Annotated in this window: 6 protein-coding genes, 3 rRNA genes and 1 pseudogene; 1 reads left to right on the top strand and 9 read right to left on the bottom strand. The window is 57.0% G+C overall.

The annotated features are described in order from the left end of the window. Window positions 1-4 precede the first annotated feature (4 nt). The 9 genes and pseudogenes from ACX5K5_RS05190 to argH all read right to left on the bottom strand — a co-directional run. Window positions 5-1,408, bottom strand: a pseudogene (locus ACX5K5_RS05190) (hypothetical protein); the annotation flags it as partial. 411 nt (window positions 1,409-1,819) lie between these two features. Next, a 5S ribosomal RNA gene (rrf, locus tag ACX5K5_RS05185) occupies window positions 1,820-1,936 on the bottom strand. A gap of 218 nt (window positions 1,937-2,154) precedes the next feature. Beyond that, window positions 2,155-5,288, bottom strand: a 23S ribosomal RNA gene (locus ACX5K5_RS05180). 521 nt (window positions 5,289-5,809) lie between these two features. After that, a 16S ribosomal RNA gene (locus ACX5K5_RS05175) occupies window positions 5,810-7,335 on the bottom strand. Together the 16S, 23S and 5S rRNA genes form the textbook arrangement of a ribosomal RNA operon. Window positions 7,336-7,875: 540 nt before the next feature. After that, window positions 7,876-9,195, bottom strand: coding sequence for a tyrosine--tRNA ligase (gene tyrS, locus ACX5K5_RS05170; protein ID WP_170947734.1), 1,320 nt, complete (start codon window positions 9,193-9,195; stop codon window positions 7,876-7,878). Window positions 9,196-9,286: 91 nt separating this feature from the next. After that, window positions 9,287-11,569, bottom strand: coding sequence for a HelD family protein (locus tag ACX5K5_RS05165; RefSeq protein ID WP_346060342.1), 2,283 nt, complete (start codon window positions 11,567-11,569; stop codon window positions 9,287-9,289). 138 nt (window positions 11,570-11,707) lie between these two features. After that, complete coding sequence (locus ACX5K5_RS05160) at window positions 11,708-12,241, bottom strand: adenine phosphoribosyltransferase (protein WP_382344629.1); 534 nt, start codon at window positions 12,239-12,241, stop codon at window positions 11,708-11,710. 91 nt (window positions 12,242-12,332) lie between these two features. After that, window positions 12,333-13,073, bottom strand: a complete 741-nt coding sequence (locus ACX5K5_RS05155; RefSeq protein WP_459175128.1) for a maleylpyruvate isomerase family mycothiol-dependent enzyme — start codon at window positions 13,071-13,073, stop codon at window positions 12,333-12,335. A 132-nt stretch (window positions 13,074-13,205) separates the two neighbouring features. Beyond that, the gene (gene argH, locus ACX5K5_RS05150) at window positions 13,206-14,624 is read right to left on the bottom strand and encodes an argininosuccinate lyase (protein WP_096254454.1); all 1,419 of its coding nucleotides are present in this window, start codon (window positions 14,622-14,624) and stop codon (window positions 13,206-13,208) included. Window positions 14,625-14,978: 354 nt separating this feature from the next. Here argH and ACX5K5_RS05145 point away from each other — a divergent pair, with 354 nt between their 5' ends. Next, window positions 14,979-15,530, top strand: coding sequence for an O-acetyl-ADP-ribose deacetylase (locus tag ACX5K5_RS05145; RefSeq protein ID WP_459175127.1), 552 nt, complete (start codon window positions 14,979-14,981; stop codon window positions 15,528-15,530). The last annotated feature ends 178 nt before the right edge of the window (window positions 15,531-15,708 follow it).

The following is a 15,708-nucleotide window of genomic DNA, read 5'->3' as shown; positions in this document are numbered from 1 at the left end:
GGTTCCCACGTTCTGGGCGATCGCTCGTACCGCGGAAGCCACCTTCACGGTTGTCATCACGCTTGAAGCCACCTTCACGGTTGTCATCACGCTTGAAGCCACCACCACGGTTGTCGTCACGCTTGAAGCCGCCACGGTTTTCGTCGCGGTTACCGCGGAATCCACCTTCACGGTTGTCATCGCGCTTGAAGCCGCCACCACGGTTGTCGTCACGCTTGAAGCCGCCACGGTTTTCGTCGCGGTTACCGCGGAATCCACCTTCACGGTTGTCATCGCGCTTGAAGCCGCCACCACGGTTGTCGTCACGCTTGAAGCCGCCACGGTTTTCGTCGCGGTTACCGCGGAATCCACCTTCACGGTTGTCATCGCGCTTGAAGCCGCCACCACGGTTGTCGTCACGCTTGAAGCCGCCACCGCGGTTTTCTTCGCGGTTACCGCGGAAGCCACCTTCACGGTTGTCATCACGCTTGAAGCCACCACCACGGTTGTCATCACGCTTGAAGCCACCACCACGATTGTCGTCACGCTTGAAGCCACCACCACGGTTGTCGTCACGGTTACCGCGGAATCCACCTTCACGGTTGTCATCACGCTTGAAGCCACCACCACGGTTGTCGTCACGGTTACCGCGGAATCCACCTTCACGGTTGTCGTCACGCTTGAAGCCGCCACCACGGTTGTCGTCACGCTTGAAGCCGCCACCACGGTTGTCGTCACGCTTGAAGCCGCCACCGCGGTTTTCGTCACGCTTGAAGCCACCTTCACGGTTGTCGTCACGCTTGAAGCCGCCACGGTTTTCGTCGCGGTTACCGCGGAATCCACCTTCACGGTTGTCGTCACGCTTGAAGCCGCCACGGTTTTCGTCGCGGTTACCGCGGAATCCACCTTCACGGTTGTCATCGCGCTTGAAGCCACCACGGTTGTCGTCACGCTTGAAGCCGCCACCGCGGTTTTCGTCGCGGTTACCGCGGAAGCCACCTTCACGGTTGTCATCACGCTTGAAGCCACCGCGGTTTTCGTCGCGGTTACCGCGGAATCCACCTTCACGGTTGTCGTCACGCTTGAAGCCGCCACGGTTTTCGTCGCGGTTACCGCGGAATCCACCTTCACGGTTGTCATCGCGCTTGAAGCCGCCACCACGATTGTCGTCACGCTTGAAGCCACCACCACGGTTGTCGTCACGGTTACCGCGGAATCCACCTTCACGGTTGTCGTCACGCTTGAAGCCACCACGGTTTTCGTCGCGGTTACCGCGGAAGCCACCTTCACGGTTGTCATCGCGCTTGAAGCCACCACCACGGTGATCGTCGTTGCGCTTAAAGCCATCACGCGAGTTGTTGCGGTTTGAATCTGAGCTCCGGAAGTCGCCCTGTCCTCGTTCTGAACTACGGCGGAATTCGTTAGACATGTAATGTCCCCTTCAGCGGCTATCTCAAAACCGCAACCTTCGTGATCGCCTCTGCGATGCACTTCACTATTTAGTATTTATCATGCCGAGTGGCATGTACATCTTTATCAAGTCTACGGGAGGTAACTCCTCATACCATAGGAAACTAGGACAATGTGGGCAGACACTCAATATGAAATAGGGGGCAGCCATCTCCTTTTAAACAGCACAAGGGCCCCACCCTTCCAGGCAGAACCCCACACACCACCCACACCAACCCAGCCAGCAGCAACCACGCAGCCGGCAACCAGCAGCAGCAACAGCAACAGCAACCCAGCCAGCATCTACTGGTTAAACAGGTGAGGCCCCGAACACCATAAGTGTCCAGGGCCTCAAACCATCATCATTACTGACATAACTACTTCAAGTTAAGTCCGGCGGTGACCTACTCTCCCACACCCTCACGAGTGCAGTACCATCGGCGCAGTGGGCCTTAGCTTCCGGGTTCGGTATGGGACCGGGCGTTTCCCCCACGCTATGACCGCCGTAACAGTCTCGAAACAACATCAGGCATCCCAATGCTCATCCAAAAAATATTATGTACCAACACCCCGTCAAAGCAAGCCAACCACACACCAAACCCACCAAGAGTGGATCCAATGAACAGCCAACCCCCTTCTACAAGGAATCAGTGTGTTACAAGGTTGTTGTCTCGTAACCGTATAGTGAACGCGAACAATAATTGTCTCAAATAATTGCTTTACAGTGTGTTGTAAGTCATCGGCCTATTAGTACAGGTCAGCTACACAAGTCTTTAGTCCTTGCTTCCACATCCTGCCTATCAACCCAGTGGTCTAGCTGGGGGCCTCTCACACTCAAGGTGCATGGAAATCTCATCTCGAAGCAGGCTTCCCGCTTAGATGCTTTCAGCGGTTATCCCTTCCAAACGTAGCTAATCAGCGGTGCACTTGGCAGTACAACTGACACACCAGAGGTTTGTCCGTCCCGGTCCTCTCGTACTAAGGACAGCCCTTCTCAAATTTCCAACGCGCGCAGCGGATAGGGACCGAACTGTCTCACGACGTTCTAAACCCAGCTCGCGTACCGCTTTAATGGGCGAACAGCCCAACCCTTGGGACCTACTCCAGCCCCAGGATGCGACGAGCCGACATCGAGGTGCCAAACCATGCCGTCGATATGGACTCTTGGGCAAGATCAGCCTGTTATCCCCGAGGTACCTTTTATCCGTTGAGCGACGGCCCTTCCACGAGGTGCCGCCGGATCACTAGTCCCGACTTTCGTCCCTGCTCGAGCTGTCACTCTCACAGTCAAGCTCCCTTGTGCACTTACACTCGACACCTGATTGCCAACCAGGCTGAGGGAACCTTTGGGCGCCTCCGTTACATTTTAGGAGGCAACCGCCCCAGTTAAACTACCCATCAGGCACTGTCCCTGAACCAGATCATGGTCCGAAGTTAGGTGACCGGTACAGCCAGAGTGGTATTTCAACGATGACTCCACCCGAACTAGCGTCCGAGCTTCACAGTCTCCCACCTATCCTACACAAGCTGCACCGAACACCAATACCAAACTATAGTAAAGGTCTCGGGGTCTTTCCGTCCTGCTGCGCGTAACGAGCATCTTTACTCGTACTGCAATTTCGCCGAGTTCATGGTTGAGACAGCGGGGAAGTCGTTACTCCATTCGTGCAGGTCGGAACTTACCCGACAAGGAATTTCGCTACCTTAGGATGGTTATAGTTACCACCGCCGTTTACTGGGGCTTAAATTCTCAGCTTCGCAACAAGTTGCTAACCGGTCCTCTTAACCTTCCAGCACCGGGCAGGAGTCAGTCCGTATACATCGTCTTGCGACTTCGCACGGACCTGTGTTTTTAGTAAACAGTCGCTTCCCCCTGGTCTCTGCGGCCCACACCCGCAAAAGAAGAGCAAGTCTTCTCCACGGGGCAGGCCCCCCTTCTTCCGAAGTTACGGGGGCATTTTGCCGAGTTCCTTAACCATGATTCTCTCGATCGCCTTAGTATTCTCTACCTGATCACCTGTGTCGGTTTGGGGTACGGGCGACTAGAACCTCGCGCCGATGCTTTTCTAGGCAGCATAGGATCACCAAATCACCCACCAAAGTGGGCGCCTATCAGGTCTCAGGCTATATGAGTCACGGATTTGCCTATGACTCGCCCTACACCCTTGGACCAGGTCAATTCCATTGCCTGGCTCGGCTACCTTCCTGCGTCACACCTGTTAATACGCTGACCTCACAACATCGGTTCCCAACACCTCACACAACAAACAACCCGAAGGTCGCAACAGTCATGCTCAACACTGGTTAGCATCAATCGCTCAGTATGGGCGGTTCTTCGCCGGTACGGGAATATCAACCCGTTGTCCATCGACTACGCCTGTCGGCCTCGCCTTAGGTCCCGACTCACCCAGGGCAGATTAGCTTGACCCTGGAACCCTTGATCATTCGGCGGACGGGTTTCTCACCCGTCATTCGCTACTCATGCCTGCATTCTCACTCGTGTGGTCTCCACCGCTGGTTTACACCGCGACTTCACCGTCCACACGACGCTCCCCTACCCATCCAAACACCCAATCGAAACCGGGTAAATATCTGAATGACGCAACTTCGGCGGTGTGCTTGAGCCCCGCTACATTATCGGCGCGGAATCACTTGACCAGTGAGCTATTACGCACTCTTTCAAGGGTGGCTGCTTCTAAGCCAACCTCCTGGTTGTCACAGCAACTCCACATCCTTTTCCACTTAGCACACGCTTAGGGGCCTTAGTTGGCGTTCTGGGCTGTTTCCCTCTCGACTATGAAGCTTATCCCCCACAGTCTCACTGCTACGCTCTCACTTACCGGCATTCGGAGTTTGGCTAACGTCAGTAACCTTTTAGGGCCCATTAGCTATCCAGTAGCTCTACCTCCGGTAAGAAACACATAACGCTGCACCTAAATGCATTTCGGGGAGAACCAGCTATCACGAAGTTTGATTGGCCTTTCACCCCTACCCACAGCTCATCCCCTCCATTTTCAACTGAAGTGGGTTCGGTCCTCCACGCGCTCTTACACACGCTTCAACCTGGCCATGGGTAGATCACTTCGCTTCGGGTCTAGACCGTGCCACTCAAACGCCCTATTCAGACTCGCTTTCGCTACGGCTTCCCCACACGGGTTAACCTCGCGACACAGCACTAACTCGCAGGCTCATTCTTCAAAAGGCACGCCATCACACAACCACAAGGGTCATGCTCTAACGGATTGTAAGCGCACGGTTTCAGGTACTATTTCACTCCCCTCCCGGGGTACTTTTCACCATTCCCTCACGGTACTGATTCACTATCGGTCATCAGGTAGTATTCAGGCTTACCAGGTGGTCCTGGCAGATTCACACAAGATTTCTCGAGCCCCGTGCTACTCGGGTACCCACACTAGAACGGCAGACACGCATTACACCTACGGGACTATCACCCTCTCTGGTCCGGCATTCCAACCGATTCACCTATACGCCTGCACCTCATCCCGCCAACCAGATAGGGTTGGCACATGTGGGCCCCACAACCCCGGTGATGCAACGCCTATCCGCTATCACACACCAACCGGTTTAGCCCCATCCGCGTTCGCTCGCCACTACTAACGGAATCACTATTGTTTTCTCTTCCTGCGGGTACTGAGATGTTTCACTTCCCCGCGTTCCCTCCACGCAACCTATACATTCAGCTGCGGGTCATACGGCATGACACCGTACGGGGTTTCCCCATTCGGAAATCCTGGTCTCAACGTCAGGTTATCGACTCCACCAGGCTTATCGCAGATTCCCACGTCCTTCATCGGCTCCTGATGCCAAGGCATCCACCGTGCGCCCTTAAAAACTTCAACACAAAACAAGTTCTCAAGTTTGAGCTATAAAACAATCAACAAAATCACAAAACAACCACACCAAAAAACCCCAAAAGGCTCTCTAACATGGTCATCTTATAAGATGCTCGCGTTCACTATACAGTTCCCAAACAACAACCCCACACCCCCACACAAACCACCAACAACCCACCCCCTAAAGAGCGAACCATCACGATGACCGTGCAAAGACACAGGACAAACACTGAAACACCAAACCCCTCAACAAAAGGGGGCTTGTTGCCTCAAAACCCAACAGCATGCCAAACCATACAAACCACCTGGCCCCCACACCCTCATTCCAACACCCACAACCCCCAAAGGAGAAGCAAACGCGTACTAAGAAAGCATGAACACCATGCAGCCACAGCCAATACCACCAAACACAACATGAGCTGCATCTGTTTTTCCGGTATTGAGTTCATTGATATTCCACCCATGAGCAACCCGCCTGCCAACACTCGTGACAGAAACGGGCAACCAATAATTGGTTAGCTCCTTAGAAAGGAGGTGATCCAGCCGCACCTTCCGGTACGGCTACCTTGTTACGACTTAGTCCCAATCGCCAGTCCCACCTTCGACGACTCCCTCCACACAAGGTGGTTAGGCCATCGGCTTCGGGTGTTACCAACTTTCGTGACTTGACGGGCGGTGTGTACAAGGCCCGGGAACGTATTCACCGCAGCGTTGCTGATCTGCGATTACTAGCGACTCCGACTTCATGGGGTCGAGTTGCAGACCCCAATCCGAACTGAGACCGGCTTTTAGGGATTAGCTCCACCTCACAGTATCGCAACCCATTGTACCGGCCATTGTAGCATGCGTGAAGCCCAAGACATAAGGGGCATGATGATTTGACGTCATCCCCACCTTCCTCCGAGTTGACCCCGGCAGTCTCCCATGAGTCCCCACCTTTACGTGCTGGCAACATGGAACGAGGGTTGCGCTCGTTGCGGGACTTAACCCAACATCTCACGACACGAGCTGACGACAACCATGCACCACCTGTGAACCAGCCCCGAAGGGAAACCCCATCTCTGAGGCGGTCTGGAACATGTCAAGCCTTGGTAAGGTTCTTCGCGTTGCATCGAATTAATCCGCATGCTCCGCCGCTTGTGCGGGCCCCCGTCAATTCCTTTGAGTTTTAGCCTTGCGGCCGTACTCCCCAGGCGGGGCACTTAATGCGTTAGCTACGGCGCGGAAAACGTGGAATGTTCCCCACACCTAGTGCCCAACGTTTACGGCATGGACTACCAGGGTATCTAATCCTGTTCGCTCCCCATGCTTTCGCTCCTCAGCGTCAGTAGATGCCCAGAGACCTGCCTTCGCCATCGGTGTTCCTCCTGATATCTGCGCATTTCACCGCTACACCAGGAATTCCAGTCTCCCCTACATCACTCTAGTCTGCCCGTACCCACCGCAGATCCGAGGTTGAGCCTCGGACTTTCACGGCAGACGCGACAAACCGCCTACGAGCTCTTTACGCCCAATAAATCCGGATAACGCTTGCGCCCTACGTATTACCGCGGCTGCTGGCACGTAGTTAGCCGGCGCTTCTTCTGCAGGTACCGTCACTTTCGCTTCTTCCCTACTGAAAGAGGTTTACAACCCGAAGGCCGTCATCCCTCACGCGGCGTCGCTGCATCAGGCTTTCGCCCATTGTGCAATATTCCCCACTGCTGCCTCCCGTAGGAGTCTGGGCCGTGTCTCAGTCCCAGTGTGGCCGGTCACCCTCTCAGGCCGGCTACCCGTCGTCGCCTTGGTGAGCCATTACCTCACCAACAAGCTGATAGGCCGCGAGTCCATCCCCAACCGATAAATCTTTCCACCAAAAACCATGCGGTTAAAGGTCATATCCAGTATTAGACCCAGTTTCCCGGGCTTATCCCAGAGTCAGGGGCAGGTTACTCACGTGTTACTCACCCGTTCGCCACTAATCACCCGTGCAAGCACGGGGTCATCGTTCGACTTGCATGTGTTAAGCACGCCGCCAGCGTTCATCCTGAGCCAGGATCAAACTCTCCATAAAAAACAAAAAGCCACCGAAACCCCTTGGAAAATAAGGGAAGAATCGATGATAAAATCCTGGCGAATAAAAACACTTGAAACAACACACGGGGGTGCATCATTCCAAGCAAATGTTATATATCCACCAAATTAAAAATAATTCGGTATCAACAAACTTGGCACACTATTGAGTTCTCAAACAACAAACACTCTCGACACCACAACCACCAAAACTCGGTGACTGCTTCGCTCCGGAGCAGCTTTTCAACTTTAGCATGTTTCGTGAACCGGTCATAACCAGTCGAAACGCCTTGTGAAAAGCTCTTTGCTACCGAATGAATTCTTCGTGTATTCCACGTTGTTTTCGTTTCGGCAACAGAGAAAAACTATACGTTCATTCTCGGCGACGCGCAAATCGGCTATTCCCACCAAAAATCACCAATAAACTTAGCCTGACTAGTAGTTTAGTGTTTTGAACACAAGAAAACCGCCAGAAAGGTGTCGTGGTTCACAGACTTTTCTGACGGTTTCTCTTTTTTAGCTGAAATACGTTGGTACTTGACTAAGCGGTTAGCTCGACAACTGCCATGTTCTTCTTGCCGCGGCGCACGATGGCGTACTTACCGTGCAGGAAGTCCTCGTTGCTAAGCACCGAATCGATGCCGGTTACCTTTTCGTTATTTACGTAGGCGCCACCCTCGTTCACGGTACGGCGCGCTGCCGAAAGTGATTCGCTAAGCCCCGATGCATGAAGCACATTCAAGATACCTAGATCATCGGCGCTTATCTGAGCCGAAGGCAGCTCAACCAGCACTGATTCCAGTGTTGGCAGATCGATCTCGTTCAGATCTCCGTTGCCGAATACTGCGGCCGAGGCAGCGATGACTTTATTGGTGGCGTCTTCACCGTGAACCAATGAGGTCACCAACCAGGCAAGTTCGCGCTGAGCTTGGCGCTTGAACGGACGTTCGGCGACCTCGACCGCCAACGCCTCAATCTGCTCGCGGGTTAAGAAAGTGAAGACTTTCAAACGATCAATTACATCGGCATCGGCGGTATTGAGCCAGAATTGGTAGAGCGCGTATGGGCTGCACATTTCTGCGTCCAACCAGATGGCGTTACCTTCGGACTTGCCGAACTTGGTGCCATCGGAGTTGGTGATCAATGGAGTGCCGTAGGCGTGAGCGGACTTGCCCTGAACCTTGCGGATCAGGTCGGTACCACTGGTCAGGTTGCCCCATTGGTCAGAGCCACCGGTCTGTAAGGTACAACCGTATTGGCGGTTGAGCTCCAAGAAGTCATAACCCTGCAACACCTGGTAGGAGAACTCGGTGTAGCTGATGCCCTCATCGGAGTTCAGCCGTGCAGAAACAATTTCCTTTTTGATCATTGTCCCCACACGGAAGTACTTACCCACGTCGCGCAGGAAGTCCAACGCTGATAACTGTGAGGTCCAGTCCAGGTTGTTCACCAGACGTACCGCGTTCGGCCCCTGGTTGGACAGGAAGCGCGAGACCTGCCCCTGAAGACGAGTGACCCATTCGGTCACGGTTTCTTTGGTATTCAGGGTGCGCTCGGCAGTCTGCCGCGGATCACCGATCAGTCCGGTGGAACCACCGACCAGGGCCAGTGGCTGGTGACCGGCCAACTGTAGTCGACGCATATTCAACAACTGAACGAGGTTGCCTAGGTGTAGTGAGGGTGCGGTCGGATCGAACCCGCAATAGTAAGTGATACTCTCCTCGGCCAGGGCTCGCTCTAGCTCGGTTTCATCGGTGGACACGTGCACTAGGCCGCGCCACTTTAGTTCCTGCCAGATGTTCTCGAAGGAGGGATCATTACTCTGTCCCGCAATGACGGGATTCTGCTTATTCTCAGACACGCTCTCAACATTAGCAAAATCCCGTCGCCACGGCGTAGTTTGTACCGCCGATCACACCCACAAAAACTCGTGCGGGAGTAAAACCTTGGCCTTAGGCTTCGGTAAACCCGGCCGGCAGTGGTTGGTTGTGGATCACGTGCAGACGCTGGGTGGTGCGGGTCATCGCTACATACAGGTCGCCCACTCCCCCGTCTACCTCTGCCACCAGCAGTGCCGGTTCCACGATCATGACCCCGTCGAATTCCAGACCCTTCGATTCGCGGGCGGAAATCACCACGATGTCCTGTGCCAGGCCACCGGATCCGGTGCCCACCCGCTCTGTGTAGAGCTCGGTGACCGCAGCACGGGCGGCAGCCAACAATTCTTGTGGCACGATCACCGCTTGCAACCCGCCGGCTGAGTATTCCAATTCGCCAGGCAGTTGCTCGATCAGGCTCTGGATCAACTCACCCTTGCCTACGGTGGTGATCACCGGTGGCCAGTCACCTTCGCGTACCGCTTGCGGCGTGGTGATTCGCAAGCCCGCGGCCTGAGCCACGCGCACCGCAGCATCGGCAATCTGTGCCGGGGTGCGGTAATTGACAGTGAGTTCTTCGAGTTTGTAGCGGTCCGCGAAGAACGGTTCCAATGCTTGGGCCCAGCTATTGGCACCCGAGGCGGCGGAGGTCTGCGCGATATCCCCGACGATGGTGAAGGACTTCATCGGGCAACGGCGTACCAAAAGCCGCCACTGCATCGGCGAAAGCTCCTGGGCTTCGTCGACCACAATGTGCCCGTAGGCCCAGGTGCGATCGGAGACTGCACGTTCGGCCGCGCTGGCCGAGGCGGCGGTTTCCTGATTGACCGCGGCTACCTGCTCCGCGGTCACCACTCCATCGATCCCCGCGTTGGCGAGCATCGTATCCATATTGTCCAGCGCCCGTTTGGCGTTTTCCACGTCGCGCTCGTACTGCGAGGTATCGGGCAGATCCTGTGGGTTCACAAACTCGCCCAACAGTTCCGCTGCCTCGTCGAGCAACGGCACGTCAGCTTCGGTGAAGGGCGAACCGGCCGGGCGGAACAGGGCATCGCGGTCCGCCGGCGACATCCGCGGGGCGGCGGCCTCCAACAAATGCGGTTTAGCAAAAAGCTCGGAGAGCAGGCCCTGCGGGGTCATCGGCATCCAGCAGAGGTTGATGGCCACGCGCACATCCCAGGATTCGCGTACCTCCTGTGGAAGGTATGAACGATCCGCGGCGCTTGGCTGGCCGGCAGATTCCTCCAGCTTACGGCGCAACTGCTCGGCCAAATCCCCGACGATCACCTTGGTAAAGGTTTCGCGCGCCTCGTTATACGGCTTATGCGTATGCCGGGCACGTTCGCGGGCGTTGCGCACCATACCGCGAGTCAGCGTGAGCCGGGTGCCTTCGACAACTACCGTGCGGTCTTCGGCCAGCAGACGCTGGCGGTTGCGCACCGCGGCGCCGATGACCTTCGCCATCGATAGTCGACCCTTCACCCGGGCGACATTACGTGCGGTTTCCGGACCAGCATGTACCCCGTGGTACAGCTCGCCCACCGAGGACATGACTACGCCGGTTTCACCCAGCGAAGGCAGCACCCGTTCGATATAGCGCATAAATGAATTGGACGGGCCAACAATGAGCACGCCTGCGTGCTTGAGCCGTTCGCGGTATTCATAGAGCAGAAAAGCGGCACGATGTAGCGCGACGGCGGTTTTACCGGTACCCGGTCCACCCTGAACCACTACGGCCCCAGGAAGATCGGCGCGAATGATCGCATCCTGCTCGGCCTGGATGGTGCCGACGATGTCGCCCATACGGCCGGTGCGCTTTTCGCGCAGCGCGGCCATCAACGCACCTTCACCGTGGTGCGTATGCCCCTCATCGAGCCAGGTTCCGTCGAGCACATCGTCTTCGATACCGGCCACGGTGCGGCCCTTGAGCATCAGGTGGCGCCGTCGGCGCACACCGCGCGGGTTTAGCGCGGTCGCCTGATAAAACGGTGCGGCTTCCGAGGCGCGCCAGTCGATCATCAACCGGTTCAGTTCCTCATCGGAGAGCCCGATGCGTCCAATATAGCGCGGCGAATTCCCCGCACCGTTGGACTCCGCTTGCGCTTCGCCCTGCTCGGCCAGGTCCAACCGGCCAAAGACCAACCGGTCTTGCACCGCGTCCAATTGCGCGATGCGGTCCTCGTAAAGGCTCGCAAAGGAGTCACGTTCGGACTGGTTTTGGAAGGTGCCTACCGCGCCGGTAGCCCGGGTGCGTGCAAGCTGCTGAACCTTTTCGGCGCGCAACTCATCAAGCCGGTCATATAGTCGTGAGACATACTGGCTTTCGGCGAGCAGATCCTGCTCGATCGTACCGCTCAATCTTGGTTCCCCTCGCGCTCATATCGCTTATATACAGGACAGATTATGATACGCGCGTTGTTCGGCGCGGGGTTAATCCCGCGAAGTCACGTACGTCATCTTCCGGCCATGACCGGTGACCGGCTCCGGTGCGAAACACTAAACTTTTTGTAAGCTGAGCACCTGGTGATCGCCCAAGTTGGCACGTCCGCCGAGTTCTTCGAGCTCCAAAATTACGCCGACTCCGGCCACCACACCGCCGGCACGTTCGATCAAACGTACCGCCGAACCCACGGTTCCACCGGTGGCGAGCACATCGTCAAGCACCAACACTCGGGTGCCTGGCGCGATCTCATCCTTGTGCAGCTCCAGCGAGGCGGAGCCATATTCCAAGGTGTAATCATCGCGGTATACCTCGCGCGGCAACTTTCCGGCCTTACGGATGGTCAGCATTCCGCGGCCCGAGGCGTAGGCGGCCGCGGCGGCAAGCACAAATCCACGCGCTTCAAGCCCGGCAACGATGTCGAACTGTCCGGCGAAGGGCGCGATCAGCTCATCTACCAGTCGGCGCAACCCCTGAGGGTCGGCAAACACCGGGGTGAGGTCTTTAAAAGAGACCCCGGGTTGTGGGTAGTCTGCCACCACTGCGCACAGTCGGTCTAGCAGCTCACTTATACTCTCGTTATTAGTCACGCGTAATATTTTAGTGCGCCAAACGGCTTAAGAAGGACCGGAAGTCGTCTTTTGCTCTGCGATCGCGCACACGTTTGGAGTCGACCGGGGTTTAACGCGCCATCAATACGTCGCTGGGCCACGGCAGTAAGGTGGGGAAATCGGCCGAATCCGCGGCCTGCGTGGCACGAACCACCCCGCCCACCGGCCGGCCGGACAACCAGGCGGCCAAGTCAAAATCTGTTCCTTCAAGTACCCAGGATCGCTCTCCCTCACCAATCACCTGACGCTGGCGGCCATGGGGTTGCAATACGATGCGGTCCTCTGGCTTCACCCGAGCCGCCAGGGCACGCAGGAGGTGATCGGAAAATTCTTGGGGCCAGCTAGCGGCGGGACGGATAAATTCGTTCAGGTCGGTGGCGTGGATCAGCATTTCTCGCCAGACCGCGTAGACCATATCGGCCACCTTCGCTCCCGGACGATAGCCCACTGGCTCTTCGAAATGCGGTTGCACGGTGGTGAGGGTTTCACGTAACTGGCCTAAGGATGCGCTCACCAGTTCGCGTAGTTTTTCCGGTCGCATCAGCGCGGCCATATTGATCGCCTCGATCCGCCCGGCCGCTCCCCCGTCGTACATCGGTGGTAACTGCGCGGAACCGGCCTGCTCAAATTGCCGGTTTGCGGCCAGCGCCAACGAATGCAGGTGCGCCACCAGTTGCGCGGTGCTCCAGCCGGGCAACGAACTGGGCTTGGCGAAATCTTCGTCAGCCAAGCTGGAAAGCTGCGCGACCAGTTCGTCCAAGGCGGTGGTCACGTGTGCAATGAGTTGGGCTGGAGGCAGTTGAAGTGTCATGGCACACACTCTAGCGCGAGCCGGTTCCCGGGCAGAAGTCCGGCACCCACAACGCGCCGGGCGGCCGCTCAACCATGCGGTATGCGTGGCTAATCGGCCGCCCGGAAAGCGGATTATTAGTGCAGTGTTGCTTTAGCCTTTGACCCAGGCGCGAATCTGATCAAGCTGGCGTTCAAACTCGACAATCTGCTCTGCGACGGCGCTCGGGGCGGTGCCACCCTGGCCATTACGGGCATTGAGCGAACCCTCGGTGGACAAGACCTCGCGCACCTTCGGGGTTAAGTGCTCCGAGATGCCGGCGTATTCTTCGTCGGTCAAATCCCACAGCTCCACGCCACGCGATTCGGCCAGCTGCACCGCGGCACCGGAAAGTTCGTGCGCGTCACGGAACGGCACACCCTGACGGACCAACCATTCGGCAATGTCGGTGGCCAGTGCAAAACCCTGCGGCGCGAGCTGCGCCATGCGCTCGGTGTTAAAGGTCAGCGTGCCCATCATGCCTGCCATCGCCGGCAGCAACATTTCTAGGGTGTCCGCCGCGTCAAATACCGGTTCTTTGTCTTCCTGCAGGTCGCGGTTGTAGGCCAACGGCAGTGCCTTGAGCGTAGCCATCAGTCCGGTTAGGTCGCCGATCAAACGTCCGGCCTTGCCACGAGCAAGCTCGGCAATATCCGGGTTCTTTTTCTGCGGCATGATCGAGGAGCCGGTGGAGAACGCATCGTGCAACTTCACGAAGCTAAACTCCTTCGTGGCCCACAGGATGACTTCTTCGCTCACCCGGGACAGGTCTACGCCGATCATCGCGGTAATCCAGGAGAATTCCGCGAAGACATCGCGTGCAGCGGTGCCATCGATCGAGTTGAAGACCGCCGAGTCGAAGCCCAATTCCGCGGCGACGAAGTTAGGATCAAGCCCGAGGGTCTGCCCGGCCAGCGCACCGGAACCATAAGGGGAAACCGCCGCGCGCTTGTCCCAATCGGCAAAGCGCTGCACATCGCGCAGCAACGGCCACGCGTAAGCGAGCAACAGGTGCGAAAGTAGGATCGGCTGGGCGTGCTGCAGGTGGGTGCGGCCGGGCATCGGCGCGTACGGGTGCGCCTTGGCCTGGTCGAGCATCGCGTCGATGGTATCGATAACACCGGAAGCGATGATCCGTGCGTGGTCGCGCAGGAACATCCGGCCTAAGGTGGCGATCTGGTCGTTGCGGGAACGGCCAGCACGCAGCTTGCCGCCCAATTGGGTGCCGGCACGTTCCAGCAACCCGCGCTCCAACGAGCCGTGCACATCTTCATCCGATTCGGCGGCAACGTAGGCTTGGGACTTCACATCTGCTTCGAGCTGGTTCAGCGCGGCGAGCATGTCGGTCAGTTCGGTCTCGGTCAGCAGCCCGGCGCGCTGGAGCACCTTGGCGTGAGCGCGGGACCCGGCGATGTCGTAGCCGGCTAAGCGCCAGTCGAAGTGGGTGGACTTGCTCAGTGCTGCCATCGCTTCTGCTGGCCCACCGGAGAAGCGGCCACCCCAGAGCGATCCTTCATTTGTTGACGAGGACATAACTCGTTCCTTTCAGCCAGATCCCGCCGGGCGACGGGCAAAGTTGATGATGCGCTGCTTCCACTCTAGCAAAGCATTATGCATTGACACTCATAATTATTCAGCGAGTTCGGCGTGCACTACTAAGACCTCGGCACGATCGTCGGCAAATTTATCGCCGATGCCGCCGTTCGCCACGCGCTGCCAGGCGCCGCACCCAACGCAAATGCCGGATCGGGGCCGAACCTGTGAACTAGGTATAGATTTTTTGTCAGGACACGGTGAGTTGTGCGTTTGCTACTTCCGCCGGTGCCAGCGCGAGCGTATGGTGAGAGACACAAAGCCGAATACGGATACTTCGTTGGAGGAAACCCCATGGAAATCCAGTTGTACCGCGGTGATATCACCACGTTGAACGTTGATGCCATCGTCAATGCAGCCAATCCCTCGTTATTGGGTGGGGGCGGCGTCGATGGAGCTATTCATGCGGCGGCCGGGCCTGCCCTGCTGGCCGCCTGTCGTGCAGTTCGTGCGGCCAGATACCCCGACGGAATCCCTTCAGGTATTGCGGTGGCGACGAAGGCCGGAAACCTTAGCGCGAAGTGGGTCATCCATACCGCGGCGCCAAACCTCGCACTGATTAAACCCAACCCGAAGATCCTGGCCGATTGTTTTAGCAATTCGCTCTATCTGGCGGCGCGGCATGAGGCGCACTCCGTCGCGTTTCCTGCAGTGGGTGCCGGCGCTTTCGGCTGGCCTGCACAAACGGTCGCTCGAATTGGTTTTAACACCATTAGCGCATGGGTGGAAACGAATAAGCATGTTTCGCCAATCCGCCGCATCGTCATGGTGTCGCATACTGACGAAGTTCAAGAGGCCTTCGAAGAGGCCTTTGGAATGTCTTCGGTAGACCAGTTGGCTGCCTAGCACCACGAGCCTAACCGTCAGAAAACATCATTACCCGTCACCGCGCGTCAGCGGTGACGGGTAATTTTATCTCTGACCATGTGAGCTGTGCGCCCATGATGCGCCGACGTAATGACGGGTTAACGCAACGCGCCACCGCGGGTGGAAACCCTTTCGGTGGCGCGCTGATCGTGCATGA

The organism is Glutamicibacter bergerei (assembly GCF_054495185.1).
The sequence above is the reverse complement of the archived record's forward strand: the minus strand, read 5'-3'. Positions and strand labels throughout refer to the sequence as shown.

What these genes read in the sequence shown, in the direction of transcription:
- argH (WP_096254454.1), bottom strand. Translation starts at nt 14,624, where the DNA reads ATGTCCTCGTCAACAAATGAAGGATCGCTCTGGGGTGGCCGCTTCTCC.
- ACX5K5_RS05145 (WP_459175127.1), top strand. Translation starts at nt 14,979, where the DNA reads ATGGAAATCCAGTTGTACCGCGGTGATATCACCACGTTGAACGTTGAT.
- ACX5K5_RS05155 (WP_459175128.1), bottom strand. Translation starts at nt 13,073, where the DNA reads ATGACACTTCAACTGCCTCCAGCCCAACTCATTGCACACGTGACCACC.